The organism is Pseudomonas sp. PLMAX (assembly GCF_046042685.1).
GTDB lineage: Bacteria > Pseudomonadota > Gammaproteobacteria > Pseudomonadales > Pseudomonadaceae > Aquipseudomonas > Aquipseudomonas putida_AE.
This window is the reverse complement of record NZ_CP064949.1, coordinates 3,730,823-3,752,826: the sequence shown is the minus strand read 5'-3', so window position 1 is coordinate 3,752,826 and position 22,004 is coordinate 3,730,823. Positions and strand designations below refer to the sequence as shown.

17 protein-coding genes and 2 pseudogenes are annotated in these 22,004 nt (G+C 54.7%); 13 read left to right on the top strand and 6 right to left on the bottom strand.

Annotated features, from left to right (window positions below; genetic code table 11):
• Position 1 precedes the first annotated feature (1 nt).
• On the bottom strand, positions 2-3,106 hold the full coding sequence (locus DKB71_RS17240; RefSeq protein ID WP_408596112.1) for an amino acid adenylation domain-containing protein: 3,105 nt from the start codon (positions 3,104-3,106) through the stop codon (positions 2-4).
• Positions 3,107-3,332: 226 nt separating this feature from the next.
• Between DKB71_RS17240 and DKB71_RS17235 the strand changes: the two genes are divergently transcribed.
• The 6 genes from DKB71_RS17235 to DKB71_RS17210 are packed head-to-tail and all read left to right on the top strand — an operon-like array spanning position 3,333 to position 10,012.
• Positions 3,333-4,697 (top strand): MATE family efflux transporter, encoded by a 1,365-nt coding sequence (locus tag DKB71_RS17235; protein WP_408596110.1) that lies wholly within the window; start codon positions 3,333-3,335, stop codon positions 4,695-4,697.
• Positions 4,694-5,875: a hypothetical protein gene (locus tag DKB71_RS17230; protein ID WP_408596108.1), complete on the top strand. Its 1,182-nt coding sequence runs from the start codon at positions 4,694-4,696 to the stop codon at positions 5,873-5,875. Before DKB71_RS17235 ends, DKB71_RS17230 begins: the two co-directional genes overlap by 4 nt.
• Entirely contained in the window at positions 5,868-6,668 is an 801-nt protein-coding gene (locus DKB71_RS17225) for a sugar phosphate isomerase/epimerase family protein (protein WP_408596107.1), read from the top strand. The genes DKB71_RS17230 and DKB71_RS17225 overlap by 8 nt, the downstream gene beginning before the upstream one ends.
• A gap of 19 nt (positions 6,669-6,687) precedes the next feature.
• The gene (locus tag DKB71_RS17220; protein ID WP_408596105.1) at positions 6,688-8,040 is read left to right on the top strand and encodes an amidase family protein; all 1,353 of its coding nucleotides are present in this window, start codon (positions 6,688-6,690) and stop codon (positions 8,038-8,040) included.
• A gap of 55 nt (positions 8,041-8,095) precedes the next feature.
• Positions 8,096-8,842, top strand: a complete 747-nt coding sequence (locus DKB71_RS17215) for a radical SAM/SPASM domain-containing protein (protein WP_408596103.1) — start codon at positions 8,096-8,098, stop codon at positions 8,840-8,842.
• A 45-nt stretch (positions 8,843-8,887) separates the two neighbouring features.
• A complete protein-coding gene (locus DKB71_RS17210) occupies positions 8,888-10,012 on the top strand; it encodes a DegT/DnrJ/EryC1/StrS family aminotransferase (protein WP_408596101.1) in 1,125 nt (374 codons plus the stop codon).
• Here the strand turns inward: DKB71_RS17210 and DKB71_RS17205 are convergent.
• Positions 10,004-11,223 (bottom strand): IS3 family transposase gene (locus DKB71_RS17205; protein WP_408596099.1). Its coding sequence is split into 2 segments (ribosomal slippage): positions 10,004-10,878 and positions 10,878-11,223, totalling 1,221 coding nucleotides; the frame shifts between segments, so codons are not numbered across the junction. The genes DKB71_RS17210 and DKB71_RS17205 overlap by 9 nt on opposite strands.
• A 342-nt stretch (positions 11,224-11,565) precedes the next feature.
• Between DKB71_RS17205 and DKB71_RS17200 the strand changes: the two genes are divergently transcribed.
• The 3 genes from DKB71_RS17200 to DKB71_RS17190 all read left to right on the top strand — a co-directional run bounded on the left by DKB71_RS17200 (position 11,566) and on the right by DKB71_RS17190 (position 13,963).
• Positions 11,566-12,531, top strand: a complete 966-nt coding sequence (locus DKB71_RS17200) for an FAD/NAD(P)-binding protein (RefSeq protein ID WP_408596097.1) — start codon at positions 11,566-11,568, stop codon at positions 12,529-12,531.
• Between the two features lie 87 nt (positions 12,532-12,618).
• On the top strand, positions 12,619-13,254 hold the full coding sequence (locus DKB71_RS17195) for a hypothetical protein (RefSeq protein WP_408596095.1): 636 nt from the start codon (positions 12,619-12,621) through the stop codon (positions 13,252-13,254).
• The gene (locus DKB71_RS17190) at positions 13,235-13,963 is read left to right on the top strand and encodes an SDR family oxidoreductase (RefSeq protein WP_323626824.1); all 729 of its coding nucleotides are present in this window, start codon (positions 13,235-13,237) and stop codon (positions 13,961-13,963) included. The genes DKB71_RS17195 and DKB71_RS17190 overlap by 20 nt, the downstream gene beginning before the upstream one ends.
• A gap of 136 nt (positions 13,964-14,099) precedes the next feature.
• Here the strand turns inward: DKB71_RS17190 and DKB71_RS17185 are convergent, their stop codons facing one another.
• On the bottom strand, positions 14,100-14,801 hold the full coding sequence (locus DKB71_RS17185; protein WP_408596093.1) for a LuxR C-terminal-related transcriptional regulator: 702 nt from the start codon (positions 14,799-14,801) through the stop codon (positions 14,100-14,102).
• Positions 14,802-15,137: 336 nt separating this feature from the next.
• On the opposite strand from DKB71_RS17185, the gene DKB71_RS17180 reads away from it, so the two are divergent.
• Positions 15,138-15,590 carry a hypothetical protein gene (locus DKB71_RS17180; protein WP_408596091.1) on the top strand — a complete coding sequence of 151 codons (453 nt, stop codon included), beginning with the start codon at positions 15,138-15,140 and terminating at the stop codon, positions 15,588-15,590.
• Here the strand turns inward: DKB71_RS17180 and DKB71_RS17175 are convergent.
• From DKB71_RS17175 to DKB71_RS17165, 3 genes and pseudogenes are all read right to left on the bottom strand, one after another.
• Positions 15,591-16,626: pseudogene (locus tag DKB71_RS17175) on the bottom strand (DUF2955 domain-containing protein).
• Entirely contained in the window at positions 16,616-17,737 is a 1,122-nt protein-coding gene (locus DKB71_RS17170) for an HlyD family secretion protein (RefSeq protein WP_408596089.1), read from the bottom strand. The pseudogene DKB71_RS17175 and the gene DKB71_RS17170 overlap by 11 nt, the downstream one beginning before the upstream one ends.
• Complete coding sequence (locus DKB71_RS17165; RefSeq protein WP_323608997.1) at positions 17,734-19,287, bottom strand: TolC family protein; 1,554 nt, start codon at positions 19,285-19,287, stop codon at positions 17,734-17,736. The genes DKB71_RS17170 and DKB71_RS17165 overlap by 4 nt, the downstream gene beginning before the upstream one ends.
• Positions 19,288-19,457: 170 nt before the next feature.
• Here DKB71_RS17165 and DKB71_RS17160 point away from each other — a divergent pair.
• The 3 genes and pseudogenes from DKB71_RS17160 to DKB71_RS17150 form a co-directional block, all read left to right on the top strand.
• Positions 19,458-20,174 (top strand): annotated as a pseudogene (locus tag DKB71_RS17160) (aminotransferase class I/II-fold pyridoxal phosphate-dependent enzyme); the annotation flags it as partial.
• A gap of 132 nt (positions 20,175-20,306) precedes the next feature.
• Complete coding sequence (locus DKB71_RS17155; protein WP_235431873.1) at positions 20,307-21,068, top strand: ATP-binding cassette domain-containing protein; 762 nt, start codon at positions 20,307-20,309, stop codon at positions 21,066-21,068.
• A gap of 26 nt (positions 21,069-21,094) precedes the next feature.
• Positions 21,095-21,877, top strand: a complete 783-nt coding sequence (locus DKB71_RS17150) for a transporter substrate-binding domain-containing protein (RefSeq protein WP_274075730.1) — start codon at positions 21,095-21,097, stop codon at positions 21,875-21,877.
• Positions 21,878-22,004 lie beyond the last annotated feature (127 nt).

Here is a 22,004-nt window from a genome sequence, read left to right as displayed (position 1 = left end):
ATCACTTCCCGATGGCAAGTAACTCATTCAATGCCTGCTTGAAGCTGACCAACAGGGCTTCCACGCAATCGTCAGGAATGGCGTCGCGATAGTAGGAAAGACTACCGACCAATCCGCTTTCGGTACGTAGTGTGTTAAGCGAAACATCGGTCTTAATCCCGCTCGACGGAACCCCGATACCGTGGAGCTGTGATGTGCCTAATTGGCGCTGCCGTGAAGGATAGTTATGGTGGTTATACCAATAGGGAAATCGGGAGCCGTAAGCGACATCGCGGGGCGAACAGTTGGCCTCAAAAATATGCGGCGGCAGCATGGCGTGACCATAGGCATCCAACACACAATGATTGACCTGCTCCAACAGCCGCAGAGAAGGAGACCAATCAGAAAGCCGGGGTCGAATCACCATGGGGTGAACAAAATACCCCACTACCGGCTCCAGGGCCGCGTCGGTCCGGTTGGCTACCGGAGAGCGTACGTAAAGGTCGGTCATGCCTGTGTTTCTGGCGAGAGAAACCAAGAACGCAGTGAGGATAACGGTATAAAGGCTGAAGCCCGTTCGGCTGCACAATTGCGCGATTGCGGGGTATTGCGCATCCAGGTTGAGCGGTAGAACGGCACTGCGATAGGTAAATTGCTGGGGCCGCTGAATAGCGCCGCGCAATGGAAAGGGTTCGGGCAGCTGTTTCAGTGTCTCTTGCCAAAAAACGCTATGTTTATCCAGCAGGTTTTCAGCCAAACGTTGATGTTGGGCATCGGTATAATCTGCGTATTGCAGGCAGTATTTGGCTTCGTCAGGCACGCCGGTAGCGAGTAACGACTGATAGTGCGCGCAAAGCTGGTCCACCAGAATCGCACCTGACCAACCATCAAATGCAATGTGATGGGCGGTGATGATCAGCACGTCATCCGTCCCTTGGCATTCAAGGTAGGTTGCCCGAATCAACAGTGGATGCCTCAGGTCAAAAGCGGTCGATGATTCTTCAACGATCAGATCGGCCACGGTTCGGCTGATATTGCTATCAAGCGCCAGGTTTATCAGGTGAAAAGGCAACGGAAACTCATCAAAGGCGTGTTGTAAACGACGCCACTGGCCGTGTGAGTTGAATTCGAAACTGCAACGTAACGCCGGTTGCTGTTCAAGTACGGCGCCGAAGGCTTCGCGAACCCTGGCCACTGAACACTCGCCTCGAATGTAAAACGCCATCACCACATTTTCCAGATAGGCTGGGGTTTCGGGGGGCTTTTCAAGGATTTCGCGTTGGGCTAGTCCGGGTGTATCTTCACTTTCGCGCTTGCGCCATGCATGGGCGTCCAGCAATAGGCTGTTTTCACCACACTGGCGTGCGCTGCCGTTGAGCAACTCCGCCTGCTGAGCCAGTATCGGATGGTCGAAAATATCTTTGGGGGTAAGGTCAACATTGAAGAGGTTGGCAATTCTGCCAAGCAGCATCATCACCGAAAGGGAAGTCGCGCCGCATTCAAAAAAATGGCTGTCGGCCGAGATCGCCTGATGGCTGAGGATTTCCTTCCAGATAGCTTGTAATCGATCCAATGTCGAAGCGTCGCCGGCGACTGACGGCGTGATGACACTGGGATTTGCATTCATCTCACGCAGCGCGTTGTGATTGACCTTGCCGTTAGGCAAAAGAGGCAGATTGGCAAGCGAATACAGCTGGCTGGGGTGCATATAGGCGGGGAGTTGGGCTGAGACTGCCTGTTTGATCCTTTGCTCAAGCAAGTGAGTCTCAACATTGGCCTCAACTACGTAACACGCACAAATCTGTTTTTCTCCGCTGGCGAGGATGTCGAGATAGACGGCGGCGCAATGCACTCCAGGTGTTTGTTGGACGACTTGCTCAATGGCCAATAGCTCGACTCTGTGCCCATTCACCTTGTGCTGGCTGTCTCGCCGGCCCAAGAAGGAGAGTTCTCCGGAGGCTGAAACAATCCCGATGTCCCCTGTTTTATAGATCCGTACTGGCTTTCCATCGACGTTGAGCGTCGAAAAACGCAGCGCGTTCTCGCTAGGCGTATTCACATACCCTATCGCTACGCCTGGACCAGCGATCGCTATTTCGCCCTCTTGCTCCTGTTTGACGGGAGCACCGTGTTCATCCAGCAAATAAACTTGCATTCCGCGAATGGGTTTACCAATGGGCGGAGGCAAATCTCTGCCGCCACCCTGTTCCACGCGCCAAAAAGTCACGTCAATGGTCGTCTCGGTAGGCCCATAGAGATTGACCAGCTGACTTCGAGTCTTTGAAAAGAACTGATCGACCAACTCCCAGGTTAATGACTCGCCGCCGCAAAATACCAAGCGGCAGGGCATATGCTCGAATTGCCTTAATCGCACTAATTCACGTAACAGTGTAGGAACAAATTGCGCAATCGATATGTGCTCTTGTTGCAGTGTCAACAGTATGCCAAGCGGATGTTTAGCATAAGCCGTAGGGAGGATGACCGTACAGGCGCCAGCCGCCAGCCCAGTCCATAGCTCCCATACAGACGCGTCAAAAGCGATAGAGGTTCGTTGCAATAGAACGTCAGCTTCGGTAACGCCAAATTCATCTATAAACCATTGAGTATGATTCAATAGCCCATCATGGCTTATTAGCACGCCTTTAGGTTCGCCTGTCGAGCCAGACGTATAAATGCAGTAAGCCGGCGTCTCCTTATTTGGCAGATTCGAACTTTTCCGTTGATAGCAACTATTGATAATGTCTTGCGGATTTATGATCCCCTCAGAAAATTGCTGAGGAATAGATACAGGGGCGTCGCAAAAAATATGCTCTATCTTGGCGTTATTCAACAAGCTCTGGATTCTTTCCTCGGGGTATTCGATGTCTATTGGAAGATAGGCACTGCCATGCTTCATGATTCCCAGGCAGACGCTTACCAGTTGGACTGTTCTCTCCATGGCAACAGCGATAATGCCGTGGCTTACGGCACCCTTTTGCTCCAGATACGCAGCCACTCGATCCGATTGTTCGTTCAGTTGTCGATAGGTTAACCGCTGTGCCCCGCATTTAACGGCGACGCGATCAGGGGAAGCGCTTACGTGGTATAGGATCATGTTTATAATACTGTCGTAAGTACAATTGTTCATATCAAACTTTTCCCTCGGCAGGCAGATGAACGATGGCTCGCAGTTATCCTGCTGACTGCAAAATCAATGTGCAACTACCAAAATTGGTAGTTGCACGCCTCCACACAGGTACTATTCTGCTGTCCATTCGCACTGCAGCAAGGCACTCCTGCGTAGCGCAGTAATGCCGTTAGAGTGAAAGGCTATGTTTGCTGATTATATAAAGGTCGCAAAGAGTATTTCGCGCATGTCAATTCCCATCGGGGTGGGAATTGTTATTCAATCCCTATATCTGGTTATTGATTTATTCTTTGTCAGTCGGTTGGGCGCTGATGCTATAGCAGGGGTCACCTCAACAGCCACCGCTGCTTTGCTTACCGGCATGCTTGGCCAACTACTGGGGATAGGTGTTGTGTCCTTGATTGGACAGGCGTTGGGGGCGGGGAAGTATGCACAGGCGCGTATATTTTTTATTCATGCAGGGCTGATGGCTATCGCCTGCAGCATATGTGTTGTCGTTGTGGGCTATATGGGCGGCGGGCGCGCCTTGTCAGTGTTAGCCTCGGGTGAGGCCGCACAAGAGATGGGCGAATCCTATTTATATGGCTATATGCCTGGATTAGCGCTGCAAATTATTATCACCGTGGGAACGTTCGGGCTGCGTGCAGCTGGCGAGCCCTATGGGCCGTTGGTTGCTCAATGTATTTCCGTTCCAATCAACTTGGTTTTGGCGCCGGTACTGATCTTCGGTGTACCGGGTGTCACGGGGCATGGCACGTTGGGCGCTGGATTGGCTACAACCCTGGCAACCTCGGTTACAGCGGCGATTATCCTATATAGAGCCGTTGATTGTTATCGTCATTTTGCACAACCGAGAATAACGTTTCGCTGGGAAAGCATTATCGCACGACGAATCATCACAGTCGGCCTGCCAGCAGGATTGGAAACGTTTGTGATTTATGTGTACACCGGACTGATGTATTGGGCAGCTGCAAAACTGGGCGCGCAAGTGCAGGCGGCAGTCGGGATTGGGTTAATGTTAATCCAAGCACTTTTTATCCCATCCGTTTCGGTTGCTTATGGATGCGTCCCAATAGCTGCATACTATTTTGGCGCCAACGACATTGGAAAAGTCAAAAAAATATATGCTGTTTCGTTGGCGATGGTAGTGAGTACTATGCTGTGCTTGACGGCAGGGTGCTTTTTGTGGGGAAGCTCCATGGTGTCTTTTTTTTCCAACGACAGCCAAGTAGAAGGTAAGGCCGCCTACTTCCTGGTATGCATGTCGTTGAACTTTGTGACGTCAGGCCTAATACATATCAATGGCTCAATATTGCAGGCGTCTGGGCGAACGATCTGGTCGCTGCTGGCAATTTGTACTCGCTTGGCAACATTTGTCATCCCTCTGTTATTCCTGGTTAACCTGAACAAAGTCACCCTTCAATGGTTATGCTTACTCTCGAATTTTGCATTTCTATCTCAGGCGATAGTTAGCATTTATGCGGTGAACCTTGTCATAAAGCGACTTATGCAGATTACACCAGAGCCTGTAGCCGCTGCTTCGCTGGGATTTGATACTTTGTTAATGAACAAAGAGGGACGTGAATCATGAGCAGCTTAATGGGTTTTTCAAACAGGTGGCGTTCAGCATCTGAGCTAAAACAGAGCGATCATCGCTACGCAATCCGTACCACTCTATTAAGAGAGTACAAAATTTTGCTTTCTGACAATATATTTTCAGAAAACTCTGATTTGCTGGAATCTACCGTCGACACCGGCTCTGCCATGGTCATTTACACCCCGACCGTAAATGCTCTATATGGAGAAGCGATTCGCAGAAAGTTCTCTCTGTTGAAAGGAGGCGAGCGTGTCAATTTTTTTGAGCTTGCCGTAACCGAGGAAAATAAAGAAATTGAGATGTCGCTGGAAGTGTGTCGCCTGGCGAAGGAAGTCAACTTGCCAAGAAATGGCCAGATTATTGCCGTCGGTGGCGGCGTATGTCTGGACATTGTCGGGTTTGCAGCATCGATATACAGGCGCGGTGTAAAGTGCATAAAGGTTCCGACCACACTCATTGGCATGATTGATGCTGCGGTCGGCATAAAGAACGGAATTAACTATGAGGGTAAAAAAAATGTCCTGAGGTCATTTTACCCGGCGGAGTATACCTTTGTTTGCCCTTGTTTTTTAAAGACCCTCGCCGTAGAGCATTTAAGATCCGGTTTTGCGGAAGCGATCAAGATAGCGGTCATCAAGGATGCGGTACTTTTCAGGCAACTGGTCAACGTCTCGGCTCATATAAATGAGGAGAATCTCCAAGGCGCAATCGGCTGGGAGATTATTGACCGCTCTGTGGCTGGCATGCTGACGGAATTGTCTGAGAATTTGTATGAGCTTGATAGTTATCAGCGGTATGTCGATTTTGGTCATACCTTTAGCCCTCACATTGAATCGGCGACGAACTATAAAGTGAGTCATGGTGAAGCCGTGGCTATCGATATTGCCTTATCTGCCGTCATCAGTGCCCAACGCAATCTGCTGGCGTGGGATACCTGCCATGTCATTGTTAATACGCTGAAAAGTGCAGGCTTGAGAGTGACCGTCCCCGGAGAGGTCGAGACAGCAGCCCTGTATGAATCCTTAGTGGCGATTGTTGCGCATCGTGCCGGAGCGCTGAACCTGGTTATCCCTGTAACGATTGGCACGGTTGCTTATATTGAACACTGGCGTGAGCTTTCTTGTGGGCAGTTACAGCAGGCGGTTACTTACCTGGAATCCTACGATGACTAATGTCGGTTGCGCGGCCTGGAGCTTGCCCGAATCCGGCCTGCCTGGCACGTTGCCTGACGGAATGATGATGCACGTGGGCATCCAGACGCTCACCCAAATGCGTATGTTGAGGGAGTGCCGTTTCGCCAATGAGCAACAACTACGTCAATGTCTGGGGTGTAGCGATAGTCGTCAAAAAATCAGTGCCATAGGATTGAACCTAGTTGAGGATTTTGGCCTGAATAGTTATGTCGGGAAAAAATTCAGAACTGAATTTTTTCAATTCTGCCTACATGTTGTCCGCGCAGCAGAGTTTTTGGATGTACCCGTCGTGTATATCCCAAGCTTCAATAAAAATGAAATAGTGGGGGCTGATGACCTTGCCGAAACGGCAACGTTCTTCAAAGAATTATGTCAGGCGGCGCAACGACACTCGGTCTTGATTGCCAGTGAAAACAGTTTGTCGGCGGAAAAACAGTTAGCGCTGGTGTGTCAGGTTGGCGAACCCAGTTTCAGAGTGCTTCTGGATATCTTTAATCCACTTCGCTGGGGCCACTCAGTTGAAGAGATTATTTCTTCAGTTCATCCCTACTTACTCTCCCAAGTCCATGTAAAGGATGGTGTGTTGCCCGGTTATGATAATGCCCTCCTGGGGCATGGCGAAGGAAATGTTTCTGCCATTATTGAACGAATAGAGCAACTGGGATTTTGTGAAGCCTACATCCTTGAAAATGACTACTCCAAACTTTCCATGGAGGAGATGAACGCCGATATCGCTTTTCTGCGCTCATGTATTTCCGGTACGCAAGGGTAAATATCAGAGGATGTAGCAAATGTTTAGCAAGAAAAATCTGCGCCAAACGTTGGAGCAATCGGCGTCAATCAGAATGGGTGCATCGCATCCGTTTTATAAAGAGATCGACTGGGCGGACAACTATCACGTCTTTGTCAATCGGATACCTGTTGGGCCGGAAAGTGATTTTCCTGTTCATGCAGCGTTGAAACGTTGGGGCGGAGTACTGTCCGGCATAAATTATATTGTCAAGGATAGCATTGACGTGGCTGGGTTCCCGACAACTAACGGTACTCTAGCCCTGAACAGCAATTACCCGTCAGTTGATAATTCATTGGTTGCCCGCTTGAGATCCCTGGGTGCCATGTGTATCGGCAAAGCTAATCTGGATGAAATGAGTTATGGCTGGTCATCCGATAACCCCTACTTCGGGCGCGTGGTCAATCCTGCTTACCCTCATCACTCGCCGGGTGGCAGCAGCGGCGGATGCGCGGCAGGAGTAGCGGGCGGTGCTGCCTATTTCGCCGTCGGCGAAGATACAGTGGGTTCTTTACGTATTCCGGCGGCGTTCTGTGGCGTTTCTGCTTATCGAGCACCTCACCCAGGGTTTGCCACAGATGGAGTTTGTCCGCTGACATCTTCCGGTTACGATCAGTTAGGGCTGATCGCCAACACCCTTGACGATATTTCGTTGTTGGACAGTCTCATCCATGAGTACGAAGAATTGCCCGCCGTAGAGCCTATCAATTTGCATATTGCTGTTGCGGCAAACTTTTCTCTGGCGGCATTGATGCCGAGTATTGAAGAGAGCATGTACGAGGCAATATTTAAACTTTCCGCCGCAGGTGCCCATATTGTCATGCAAGAGGTGCCTGCTTCATTCGAATTGGCTGCCCATGCATTAGCAACGATCGTCAACCATGAGTTGTTAACAGCGTTTAATCGTTATCTCGGTTCTCGATCACAGGGGCCCGCGACACTGGAAGATCTACTTCAAAATCGTGATACCTCGGCAGCCAATAAAATCAAGGTGCTGGCTTTTCCACCAGGCAGACCAAGCTTACCCGTGTATGAACGCGCTCAGGCGGTCGCGGGGAAAATAAAGCAAGACGTTGTGGATTATTTCAATACAAGTAAGTGCCAAGTGCTAATACATCCCACTGTGGGAATAACACCGCCTGCGATAAATCATCGAAATGAATTTTCAACTGATCAGTTGGTGCTGGCCCGCCATGTTTCGGTTGCCACTTGCGCTAAAACTGTCGCAATGAATTTCTCCGTGATGGGCCCAGACGCGTTACCGGTCGGTATTGAAATGTTGTGCTCCCCGGCTATTGATCATCAGCATGTATTGGCGATTTGTCGCACTATCGAAACCATCGTCAAAGGATGAGGCATCTCCAGGGTCGTAGTAAATCCTGTCATTTAAACATTGCGAGGCAAGGTTTATGAAGCTTTTGAATGTTGAAATTGAAATCAATTCTCGGTGCAATCGAAAGTGCAGCTATTGTCCTGTGTCGATTATGCCTCTCCCTCATGTGCCCCGATTAATTCAGGAGAATGTGCTGTCGTCGTTTATTTTTCGGCTGGAGGCAATAGACTTCGATGGGAGAATCTCATTTCATTTATATAATGAGCCGTTAATACATCCGGGTTTGGAAGATATTGTCAGGCGTATTTTACAGGCGGTGCCAAAATGCCGCCCTGTACTGTTTACAAACGGTGATTTGCTTACTCAGCAGCGGTATGACTCGCTGGTCGATGCCGGCATGCAAATGATAGTTATCACTTCCCACAGCGGAAAATCACACCCACCCAGGCCCAAACAAGTTGTCCAGTTCTCTGACGATCTGGTGCTGACCAATCGTGGCGGAAAAATGATGGAGCTGCCCAAAGCCACGGAACTGGACATCTCTCAACGGTGTTTTGCCCCTACCGAAATGTTGATCGTCACGATCACTGGAGATGTTGTTCTGTGTTACGAGGACGCTTATCGAAGCCATGTCATGGGCAATATATGCGACCAGTCCATTGCCGAGATTTGGAACAGTGATAACTACTCGCGTATTCGAGGAGAGTTGGAAATCGGCAATCGAAAAGGTGCGTGCGAGATGTGCACAAACTGTACCAATCGTGCCCATACCACACCGGGTAAGTCCGATCGCTCCGAACCCTTTTGGGATCTGATTTCTTGAACCATTTCTTTTATCCAAACCACAACCTGTCATCAGGAAACAGTCATGAATATTCATACTACTGATACGACAACTTCAATTGGCTCCAACACACCTGTGACAACGCAGGCTTGGCCAAAATGGCCTTCCCACGACAGCGGTACTCTGAAAGTGATTACAGAGGTGCTGGAATCGACACGGTGGACGATAAGTGGAGCTTATAGCGGCCAGGAGGCCTATGAGAGACGATTTGCAAGGGCTTTTGCCGAGTACTGCGGCACTCGATATTGCACGCCTGTCACTAGCGGAACCTCTGCGCTGACGATTTCCCTGCTGGCATTGGGCGTAGGGGCGGGTGACGAAGTATTGGTCCCTGGCCTGACCTGGGTTGCCTGCGCTTCCGCTACCTGCAGCGTGGGCGCAGTCCCGGTGCTGGTTGATATTGATCCCGAGTCCATGGCGATGTCACCGCAAGCGGCCGAATCACGGATTAACGCGAAAACAAAGGCGATCTTACTCGTACATCCCTACTGCCGAACGGCGGACATCGACGCGTTCCTGGACATTTGCGAGCGTTACACAATCCCGCTGATTGAGGATTGCTCGCAGGCTCACGGGGCAATGTGGCGTGGCCGTAAGGTAGGGGCATTTGGTGCCCTGGGATGTTTCAGCATGCAACAAGCCAAGGTGCTGACCTCAGGAGAGGGGGGAGCCGTTGTGACATCGGATCCCGTACTGGCGCAGAAGCTTGAGCAACTGAGGGCTGACGGCCGGCTGTTTTCGGGGGCGCCTGGAGTGAGACGTTTGGAACTGGTAGAGCGAGGAACGGTTCAAGGGCAGAATTTTTGCCTCACGGAATTTCAATCCGCCATATTGCTCGACCGGCTGCAGCACCTGGATCGGCAGAATGCGCAGCGTGAAGAGTGCGCAGAGACCTTGCAGGCGTTGTTCGAAGGAGAGGGGGACTTCGTCACCTTCTTGCGACGTGATCCACGTAATACACGGTGTACCTATTACAACCTGGTAATGAAAGTAGGGCTCGAAAAGTACTTTCCTGGATGCACGATAGACGCCTTGGCCCAGGCAATGACCGAAGAGTTGAATGTTCAAGTCAGCCCGCTTTATCAACCGATGAATAAGTTCACTGGACTTGCCCCTACAAAACCGGACACCAACTCCCCGTTAAATTGATGCAGCTGCCAAGCGCCTGAACTCCCTCGGTGAGCGATAGTTCAAAGCGCTGTGCGGATGCTGCTCGTTGTAATGCTCAAAGGCAATTGCCAGGTTACGTAGCGCCGTTTCTCGATCTGGCTTGGGCATGTGCGCCACATAATCCCGCTTGATCGTCTTCACGAAGCTCTCGGCCATGCCGTTGCTCTGCGGGCTGCGCACCGGTGTGGTCAATGGCTGCAAGCCGATCTGTCGAGCAAACAGGCGTGTCTGTTCAGCGGTGTACGCCGAGCCGTTGTCGCTTAGCCATTGAACTGGCGTGGCGGGCAGTCGATCACCAAAACGCTTCTCCACGCTTTCCAACATCAGGTCGCGAATATCATCGCCGCTGTACCCGGTCGGGCTCGCAACCCAGCCGATGGCTTCGCGATCACAGCAATCGAGGGCGAAGGTCACGCTCAGTTTGGCGCCGTCCTCACAACGGAACTCAAAGCCGTCCGAGCACCAACGCGTATCGCTGGTTTCCACCGCAATACGGCCTTCGTGCCGACGCGGCACGCCGGGCTGTTTGATCCGGCGTTCAAGCAGCAGATTGTGATCACGCATGACCCGGTAAACCCGTTTCACGTTGATCGCGGGCAGCGACCGCTTTTCACGTGCGCGACGCAGCAGTCCCCAGACGCGACGGTATCCATAGCTGGGCAGTTCGCTGACCTCTTGCTGGATTTCAGCGACCAGCTCTACATCGTTCACAGGCCTGCTTCGCCGTGTCTTGGGCGATACCGATTGCTTGATTCGAACCGTTAATTGCGAGCGCGCCACACCGAGACATTCGCTGACCAGCTTCACTGGTCGTCCCCCGGCAACAAGGGTGAGTGCGCAATCCATTTTCGCGACCGGGCGATCTCCACGGCCTCTTTGAGGATTTCTGCTTCCATCGTCTTCTTGCCCAGCATCCGTTGCAGTTCACGGATCTGCTTGAGTGCATCGCTCAGCTCAGAGGCCGGCACCACGGCTTCACCAGCACTGACCGCCGACAGGCTGCCGTCCTGATAGAGCTTGCGCCACAGGAACAACTGGTTGGCATTGATGCCGTTGCGCCGAGCGACGACCGACACACTTTGTCCTGGCTCAAGGCTCTCGCGAACCATCGCCAGCTTCTGCTCCGGGCTCCAGCGGCGCCGCCGCTCCTGGCCCAAAAGCTCCCCACTCTTATCGTTGCTGTTAGTCATAAACATAACCGTTTGCCTATCCCTTATCGTAAGGGGGAAACGGTGTCCTGTCTTTCATGGGGCTCGTTCATTCACGTTGTACAACCCACTCTCGAGCCCAAGAATAAAGAACTTTAGCAATAAGGGCGATTTCGAGCCGACGCGTTATCAACTACCCCAAGCTGACTCAGCAAGGCGTCATCACATCACGCTGCCAAACTGGGTTTTGCTGGGAGGCGCCGACGCGGCGCAAACCATTGCCCAGGCCTTGAGAACATTGGTTGCTCAGCCGCGTAAGGTCCTCTCCGCTCGCCAGGCACCGACATCCGACGCGTTTTAACGTCACTCATAAGGTCACATGCCATGAAAGCCGTGAGTATCACCATTATCGGACTGGGTCCTCGAGGGCTTTGCGTGCTGGAGCGTATTTTGTCGCTGGCCGCGCAACAGCCTGAGCAACAGGTACAGATCGTTGTCGTTAATAAAGGCATGCCGGGGCGGGGCGTTCATGGGCAGTCCCTCTCCGACAGGTTTCTTCTGAATACTGTGGCAGGCTTATTGACCCTGATCCCCGGGGGTGAATTTCAGCCATCATTGCTCAAAGGCACGTTTGCGGATTTCTTGCCCTGGCTGAAGCAAAATGGGATCGCGGCGGATGCCGGCTCTTACGTGCCCAGACGCCTGTTTGGGGCTTACTGCCATGAGCTGTATCTGCACTTGTTGGAACGTTGTCCGTTGAATTGCCAAGTGGAATATATCGAAGACGAGGCTATCGATATACAACAGGCCGGGCGGAAAGAAGTCACCTGTTTGCTTACGCGGCGCAAGATTGTCAGTGACCATGTAGTGGTTGCTATCGGTCATATGTTTCCAGTGGCCAACAGCCAAGAAACGATCGCTGATATCTACACCGCTGAACTCAGTAGCCTGAACATCCCTGCAGGCAGCACTGTCGGGATACAAGGTTTTGGTTTGACGGCCATGGATGCTATCGCTGAATTGACCCGGGGTAGGGGAGGTGTTTTTTCCGATGGCGTCTATAAGCCGTCAGGTAACGAGCCAAATATCATCCTTTTCTCTCGTAGCGGACTGCCCTCACGGGCACGTCCTGTCGATGATGGTCGCGCTGCCTTTGCTCCGACGCTCCACTTCAATGAGCAAGCCGCAATGGCGTTGCGCAAGCAGCGGGGGCAGGCAGCTATCAACTTCATGACGGAAATTTATCCGCTGCTCGCCCAGGATGTTGCACAAGCCATGCTGGACCGGGAGGTGCCGACGCAGGCCTCCATGGAGTTGATGAATGGCTTGCTTTGGCCTGATTTGTCATAAAAAAACAGCGAGGAATACAGTGCTTCGGTCGTTGAATTCGTAAAACAAGATCTGTATGAGGCTCATTTGGGGCTATCAGGAAGTGCCATGAAACGTGCAGTTGAAGTCTTGATGAGCGCAAGGGATTCCATCAGGACCGTTGTGAATTACGGGGGACTGACGCCATCCTCCCATAGTTGGTTCTACAACCACTTTGCTTCAGCAATTAATCGCACTGCAATCGGTCCGCAGCATGACCGCCATGAAGAGTTGTTAATGTTGCTCCATGCGGGGATTGTTTCAACGCCACTCGGTCCCGCTCCCGAATTGCAATGGGCGCCAAAGAGGCGATGCTGGAATGTGAAGTCAACCGTATTTGACACCCCAGTATCTTTTGATCTCAATCACCTTCTGCAAGGCTATACCTCTCAACCGACGTTGCAGAAAAACACCTCTGTGTTACTGGGCGCACTGGTTGACGGAGGGCGAATTCATGCTCGTTATATTGATTGGCTCGCGACACCAGGGTTCGCCGTGAATGCTGAATCAAAGGCCGTGTCGACGCATGGTGTAGTACAAGAACATTTGTTCATTACAGGGGTCATGAGCGAGGGCAGCACCTACTACAACTGGTATGTCCCTACGATAAACGGCAAATCCACACCTTTCGTTGAAGCGCAGAGAATCGCTTCTGCTGTATTAGAGTACGACAAGGAGACGTCCGATGAGGTCTCTGGAGAGTAAAACAGCATGGGTGACGGGCGCCAGCTATGGCATTGGTCGGGCTATTGCTGACGCGCTCAGGGAGGCAGGATATGCAGTTGTTACCTTGCAGCGGGGTGGCGGAGATGTTGCCTGCGATCTTTATAAAACAAAGAAGATAGAGCAGGTTTGGCAAGCGGCTGAAAAAATCAAAGGTATGCCCGATCTGCTCGTTTTAAATGCAGGAGCCTGTGTTGATGATGAGTTCATAAACACTCATTTACCCGGACTGCAGGCGATCTTTGCGCTTAATGTATTCAGCCCTCTCTTATTGGCACGGCTGGCTATACGCCGGTGGCAGGAGGAACAAAGGGCAGGACATATCGTTTTCATCGGTTCACAGGCAGCTTTGCCCGGTGCAAAGCAGACAGGCAACTCCCTATACACTGCCGCCAAAGGTGCATTGCACGCCATCATCGGTCCCTTGGCTTGGGAGTGTGGCCAGACGATCAGGATAAACTGCATCGCTCCTGGGGATGTCATGACACCCGGAGAAGAAAAGAGCCTGAAAACAAGATCGAACAAAACGGGCACTGATGTGAAGGAGTTGATCGCCTTGGCAGCAAAAAATAGCGCACTCAATCGCTGGGTAAAGCCAGAAGAGATTGCGCAGGCGGTGATTTTTCTTGAACATTGCACTGCAATGACTGGGACGATAATGAACCTGAGTGCCGGTGCAACCATCCATTGATATTCTGGATTACAGTGATTTTAAATCTGGAGTCACCGAATTGATTTTATAGTAGCTATAAGGCTATGTACTCATGGTATTGCCTTAATCACACTGAAGCTATGTTCATTTTTACATGAACTTCAGCTTGCACGTCTCATATGTAGCCTTTGACTATTGCATGGGCAATGGCCTGTGCTCTGTTGGTTGTGCCCAACTTCTTTTGTATTGTTTTATGGTGGAAGTTTATCGAGTCTTGCGAAAGCCCGAGGATTGTTGCGATTTCCTCTGAAGTTTTCCCATCTGCACCCCAGAGTAGTATTTCTCTCTCTCTTGGTGATAAAATTGGTTTTTGTGGAATAGGTTTATTGTGCAAGAAAAGCTTATTATACATTTCTTCTGTCATGATTTTTGTTAGTGTGCGTGAGATTTTTAGTTCGAGGCTTTCAATTTCATGATTTGCTCTTGCTAAAAGAAAATTCTCTCGTACACCTTCTGCTCTTTGAGTTGATTGAGTCATGAAGAAAATCGAATCATTTAGATTTATCGTATGTTTTACTTTTTGATTTGGTGTTTGGCTAAGGCTTGCTAAGTGTTCTGGGCTGACTTGGAATTGCCCTATAGTTCTCTGATGGATATTTCTAGTAAAAATGCATGATGTATCAAGGGGATAATTGCCATAAGTATACGTTTTTGGGTTTGAAAAAGGGGTCGGATGCTGAATACGGTAGGAGAAATACTCAAAATTCATTTTTTTTATCACTTCAAGGCATGTGATCCATAAGTCTTCGATTGTTTCGCTGCCACGGATAACGGTGCGTATGTGGTTTTTTAGGGAAAGTAGATCGGTGCTGTTCATAATGGTCCCCTTAGCAACTTAATTGTTCGTAGGCTGGGGCTACTATTCACGACTGTAGAGAAATTGTTAAGTCAGATTCGTCCTGCTTTTTCATTCCGTTTTCCACTTGCCGGGAGAGATAAATCCTACAGAATACGTGCTCGATTCAACTGTCTGGTTGGATAATGTAGGAGTTAGTCGATGCGCGTAACAATATGGCGGTTCTCCTTCAGCCACCCGAACGAGCGCTTGACTCCCCCAAACCTCGAATTCCTTAACCCCCCCGAACTGGAGCAGTTAGGCGAGGAGGGCTGAACTACACTCTTTCGGGTGAATCATGCCCATCAGGAGATCATCATGAAAAGGTTGTCACCCATCGGCCTGTGCGTCGCACTGGCGTTTGTCAGTGCCCAGGGCTGGGCCCAGACGGTAGTACCGCTGAAGGGCCAGACTTCGCAACAGACCCAACTGGATATCAATGAATGCAACAGCATCGCCGCCAGTAGTGCATCGACCACGTCGACACCGTCGGGCGGACGGTTGAAGGGCGCCGCGGTGGGCGCTGCGGCCGGTGCGGCCGGGGCCCAGGTGCGCGGGCGTCAGCATGACGAGTTTTATGATCGTGTCGATGACGATAACAAGCAGGACTACCGACAGGACCGCGCCAAGCAAACGGCGGCGGCAGGTGTTGTGGTCGGCGGTTCGCGCCAGCGCCAGGAGCGCCGGGAGCAGGAGAAAACCAACGCCGCGACCACTTCGACGGCGTATACCAGTTGCTTGCAGGGCAAGGGGTATCAGGTTAATCCATGATCAAACTAAATCTGTAGAGGCGAGGCTGGTGTTTTGCCGCTGATCCAGCAAATACACCATCAGGCAGGCATACAGCGTCACGGCGATGAACAGCCCCATGCGCACCGCAAAAGCGGTGTAGACGTCCTTGCCCGCCAGGCTGTCCTGCACCGATTGCCCGAGCAGGATAATCAGGGTGACCAAGGTGTTGAGCCAGAAACCCGGACTGAACCGCCCCGGGCTCAGGCCATAGAGCTTGCGCGCCAGGATCAGGGCGAACAGCAGCATCCACAGGAAGAACATCCACAGGTGCACAAAGACCGTCAGTGCGCTCCAGAACGCAATGGCCAACAGGCCGCCGAGCAAGGTCGAGCCTATCAGCTCGCGGGCGGCGTCGCGGGCGTTGGTGGTGGAGCTCTGCTGTCCCAGGCTCACGGCCTTGAGCACGATCGGCATGTAGCTGGCGGGGTCGATCAGGGCCAGCAGAAACGTCGGCATTACGATCAGGGTTGCGCGCAACGCCACCCGGTCGACGTTTTCGGTGGATAGAGCCGGGGCGGGTGGGGGGCGTCGGGGTATTGGCCGGTTCGGGGAATAGCCAGTGACTGACTCGGCCGATCAGGACCGCCAGGAGCAAGCCGCTGGTCAGCGCCTTGATCACCGTCGCCGCCAGGCCGAAGTCGGCGACGCCGGCCGCGGGGATCATGGTCAGGCCGATCACCAGGAAGGTCACCACCAGGTTGTTGCCGCCCCGTTGGCCATACCGGAAAACCATCAGCAGGCCGAGGCCGATCAGCAGCACGCCGCTGAAGGCGTAGTAACGCAGCAGCGGGATCAGCAGCAGGCCGATGCCGGTGGTCAGCATGGCGGTCAGCGCCAGCACCAGGGTGGCCTTGAATGGCAGCGGACGATTGATGCTGACCAGCAACAAGGCTCCCAGCACCGGCGCCAGGAACGGGATCGGCATCCCCAGGCCAAAACTCACTGCCAGGCACAGCGCAGTGCCACTGGCCAGGCGCAGCGCGCGCTGCACCCTCGGCGAACGCTTAGTAGGCATACGACAGCCAGCTCATCAGCCACAGGAACAACCGGCCCAGTGGATTGAGCACGTTGCCTTCGGTAGGGAAGGCCATGACTTCGGCCTGGCCACCGGAGCGGATCGCGCGGTTGTCCTTGAGCATCGACAAGGATTCGGCCGAGAACTCGATGATCACCGGAAAACGCTGGGCGGGGCGCAGCCAGTCACGGCTGTTCTGCACCGTCGGCAGGCTGCCGGGCGCAGCCGGGGTGCCCACGCTGACGCCGTAGCCGACGCTGCGCACCCGGCCCTGGAACACTTCGCCGGGCAGCGCATCGAGGGCAATGGACACCGGGGTCTCGGGCCTGACCAGGGCGAGGTTGTTCTCGGTCATGTCGGCGCTGATCCAGACATCGTGGATTGCAATCAGGGTCATGACCGGGTTGCCGGCCGCGGCGAACTGGCCGACGTCGGTGCGCAGGTCGGTGATCAACCCGGCCGAACGGGCGCGGATCTGCGTGTTGGAAAGATCCAGTTCGGCTTTTGACAGGGCGGTGGCGGCGCTGCGCAGCAGGGCGTTGTCTTCCTCTTTGCCACCTTCCTGCTCCTTCGCACGCTGGACTTCAGCGCGGGCAGCGGCGACCTGGCTGGTCGCCGCTTCGCGGGCGGCGCGGGAAACCTCCAGCAGGCGCACGGAAACGGTCCCGGGGTCTTCACGGTACAAGCCTTCCAACCGCTGGTTATCCTGTTTTGCCTTGAGTTCGTTGGCTTGTGCCGCGCGCAGGCTGGCTTGGGCCGAGGCGATACCGGCGGTGCTGGCGCCGATCTGCCGGCGAGTCGATTCCAGATCGGCACGCGCACGGTCAACGGCGATCTGGTAGGGCTGCGGGTCCACCTCGAAAATCACCTCGCCAGCCTTCACGTCCTGGTTATTGCGCACATTGACGCGGATCACCCGGCCGGCGACTTCCGCCGCCACCGGAATCACGAACGCGCCCATCCGTGCCTGCTGGGTGTACGGTGTGAAACGGTCAGCCAACAGGTACCAGGCCAGGCTGAAAACGATCAGCAGTAACACCCACTTGATGCCTTTTTTCGCGGGATCGGCGGCAGGCTGCGCTGGCTGAGGGGAGGGCGCGGCTTCAGTCATGGTTTTTTCACCTGATTGGGCAAGGGGGAGGCAGGCTGCTCAGCCGGTGGATCGTTGAGCAGGTCGCCCCAGTCAGTCCGTTGTTCCATTTGCTGGCGCGTGGCGGCATCGACCCTGGGCTGGGCGCTGTACCAACCGCCGCCCAACGCCTTGTACAGGGCAATCACATTGCTCACCGCATCGCCACGGCTGACCAGGTAATTGTCCTGGAGTTCGAGCAGCGCGCGCTGGGCGTCCAGCACCCGCTGGAAGTCCGAGTAACCTTCGCGGTACAGCGTGTTGGCCAGGGCCAGCGAACGTTGTGCGGCGCTTTCGGCCTCGCGCAGGATGCGTTCGCGCTGCAGGGAGCGGGTCAGGCCGTTGGCGGCGTCATCCGCTTCGCGTGCAGCCTGGCGAACCTTGTCGCGATAGGCTTCGATCAACTGCTGCAAGCGCGCATCCTGCACGCGTATGTTGTTGGCGATGCGGCCATAGTCGAACACGTTCCAGCGCAGGCTCGGCCCGCCAATCAGGTCGAGGCTGCGCGAGGTTGCGCTCAAGGAATCGGTGGACCAGACGATGCTGCCCAGCAACGTCAGGGCCGGGTAGTAATCGGTTTCGGCCACCCCGACCAGCGCCGACTGCGCCGCGACATTCAGCTCGGCGGCGCGCACATCGGGCCGGCGCAGCAGCAGGTTGGCCGGCACATCCTGCAGCACGGCGCGATCCACCAGCGGGATCAACCGGGTGTTGTCGACCACCAGTGGCAGCGCACCGGGTGCCTGGCCGATCAACACGGCCAACGCATTGCGGGTGCGATGGAGCTGATCTTCCAGAAGGGGGATGGTGCTCAACGTGCCCAGGTATTGGGTCTTGGCTTGTTGCAGGTCGAGTTCGGCGGTCTGGCCGCTGTTGAACAGCTTCTCGGTGATCTCGTAGTTGCGATGTTGCTGCTTGGCGTTTGCATTGGCGACGCGCAGGCGCGCCTCGGTGGTGCGCAGGAAAAAATAGCTGTCGGCGACTTGCGCCCGCAGCAGGACCAGCACGTCGTCGTAGTTGGCTTCAGACGCGAAATAGCTGGCATCGGCGGCCTCGATGGCACGGGCGAAGCGACCCCAGAAGTCCAGCTCCCAACCGACATCGAACCCGGCGCTGTGTTGCCATAAATGGCTGTCCACCGGGTTATCCCCGCCGGACTGATGGCGGTCGATGTACACGCTGTCAGCGGCGATCTGTTGCAGCTGCGGGTAGCGCCCGCTCTCGGCGATGCCCAATTGTGCGCGGGCTTCCATCACCCGCAGGCCGGCGATCTTCAGGCTGGAGTTGTGCGCGTCCGACTCGGCAATCAGGCGGTCGAGCACCGGGTCGGCGAAGATCTGCCACCACTGGCGGATGTCCGGGTACTGCGCGCGTTGACTGGCGTGTTCAAGGGCCGGGGTGTTCCAGTGGTCGACCCAGGGTTCGCCGGGCGGCTGGAAGTCCGGACCCAGCCGAACGCACCCGCCAAGGACCGCTACCCCAAGCAGCAGCAGTCGACCATGCCGCATCCGTGTGGATGTACCTGATTGCATTGGGTGTTTTCCAACCAAAGGACATCACAGCAGCATAGCCGTCTGTATGCCTTCTGCATGGGCCTGGAGAGTCGGTACGCAAAAACGTCGCGACTGTCGCAAAAACGACCTGTTTACGCTGAACGCGAACCCTCGACAGTTTTCTGTTGAACGAGTGTTCAGCTTGGACTATGTTCGTTCCACCTTCTCTCCCGGCTGGTTGCGGGCTTGCGTTTCTTCATATTGAACGAGGCACTGGCATGCGGTTTTCACCCTTTGTTGAGCGGACGCCCGGTGTTGGCACCGCGGATTTCATCACCGATGCCGCTCTTGATGTGCCTGCTGAAGGTGACACACACAACAGCGAATCTACCGACCGACTTGCCTTGCGCGAAGCGCTTGCCGACCACTACGGCAAGCAGCTCAATCGAGAGCCGAAGACCGCGAGCGTGATCACGCTGGACGGGGCGCAGAACGCCTTGTTTGTCACGTCGATGTGCCTGCTGGCCGCAGGTGACGAGGTGATTGTCCTCGATCCGATGGTCCTGACCTGTGAGGCGTCGCTCAAGGCCTGCGGCGTCAAGCTGGTGCAGGTGGCGATCTCGGCGGATGCCACAGCGCTGGCCAAGGCGATTACCCCGCGGACCCGGGCAATTTACCTGTCCGGCCCGAAGCGCAACCCTGAAGCCTTGCAAGCCATCGCCGGACTCGCCATCGCCCATGACCTGTGGGTGGTGATCGACGAGGTCCATGACGACCTGACGCTGCAGCATCCACACCTTAGCCTTGCAGCAGCGCCGGGCATGGCCGAGCGTTGCGTGGTGATCGGCAGCCTGGCGAAATCCCACCCGATGGCCGATTGGGCCATGGCCTGGATCGTCGCTGATCCCGCCCTGGTCGCGCATGCCGAGTCCCTGGTATTGGCCAAGGCCTCCCAGCGTATCCGCGATTTTGTCCAGGCGTTGCAAGCGCCAGCACCCAAGCCTGTGATCAGCCGCGTGTCGAGCGAACCAGTCAGGGAGCCGGTCACTGCGCGAACCATGATCGAAGTCGACCGCCTGCACAAACGTTTTGGCAACATCGAGGTGCTCAAGGGCGTGTCCCTGACGGCCCGCGAAGGCGAGGTAATCTCGCTGATCGGCGCCAGCGGCTCGGGCAAAAGCACCTTGCTGCGCTGCATCAACATGCTCGAAGTGCCGGACCAGGGGCGCATCCTGGTGGACGGCGAAAGCATTCACCTGAACCACACCCGACCCGGCGCACCGCTGGTGGCTGACGCCAAACAGCTGGTGCGCATCCGCTCGAGCCTGGGCATGGTGTTCCAGAATTTCAACCTCTGGCCCCATCGCACGGTGCTGGAAAACCTCATCGAAGCGCCGACCCAGGTCCTTCGTGAGAGCAAGGCGGAGGCCACCGAACGTGCCGAAGCCTTGCTCGAACGGGTGGGCCTTGCGGCCAAGCGCAACGAGTACCCGGCGTTTCTCTCCGGGGGACAGCAACAACGGGTGGCCATCGCCCGGGCCCTGGCCATGCGGCCCAAGGTCATGCTGTTCGATGAACCCACCTCGGCACTCGACCCGGAACTGGTCGGGGAAGTGCTGCGGGTGATCCGCTCTCTCGCCGAAGAAGGTCGGACCATGATCCTGGTAACCCATGAAATGGCCTTCGCCCGCGATGTCTCGTCCAAAGTCGCCTTTCTGCATCAAGGGCTGATCGAGGAAACCGGTTCGCCGGACGAAGTGTTCGTACACCCACGCAGCGAGCGTTGCCGGCAATTCGTCAACGCTCATCAAACTCGCTAACACCAATAAAAAGACGGGAAAACACCATGGGAAATCGACGTTTTGCACACTGGTTGACCGGCGCCGGCTGTTTGCTGCTGGCCGCCATGAGTTCGGCACAAGCCCAGCCGATCCGCTTCGCGGTCGCCGCCGAACCCTATCCGCCGTACACCGAGAAACAGGCCAACGGCGAGTGGAAGGGCTTTGAAGTGGACCTGATCCACAAGCTGTGCAGCGAAATGAAAGCCGAGTGCGAGATCAAGGAAGTGGCGTGGGACGGGATCATTCCGTCGCTGCTGGCGAAGAAGATCGACGTGATCTTTTCCTCGATGTCGGTGACCCAGGAGCGGGAAAAACAGATTGCCTTCAGCAAGGCGTACTACGACTCGGTCATCGCCGTGGTCGGGCCCAAGGACGCTTCGGTGAAGAAGTACCCGGACGACCTCAAGGGCAAGACCATCGGTGTGCAGAACTCCACGGTCAGCGCCAGCTACCTGAAGACCTACTACGAAAAAATCGCCGACGTGAAGTACTACGACACCCAGGACTCGGCCAACGCCGACCTGATTGCCGGGCGCCTCGACCTGATGATGGCCGACGGCACCGCCATGGCCGCCTTCGTCAAGACCCCCGACGCCAAGGACCTGGCCTACCTCGGCGCCGTGCCGTACGACCCGATCTTCGGCAAGGGCGTGGGTGCCGGCCTGCGCAAGGATGACACCGAGCTCAAGGCCAAACTCGACAAGGCCATCCAGGAGCTGCTGGCGAGCAAGGACTATGACGATTTGTCCCAGAGCTACTTCGGCACGAGCGTGAAGCCGGCGTTCTGACCTGGAATAGAAGCTCTGGCGGAACACATATCCCCTGTGGGGCGGCTTGCTCGCGAAGGCGGATTGGCATTCAACAATGATGTCGACTGACACACCGCCTTCGCGAGCAAGCCCGCTCCCACAGGGG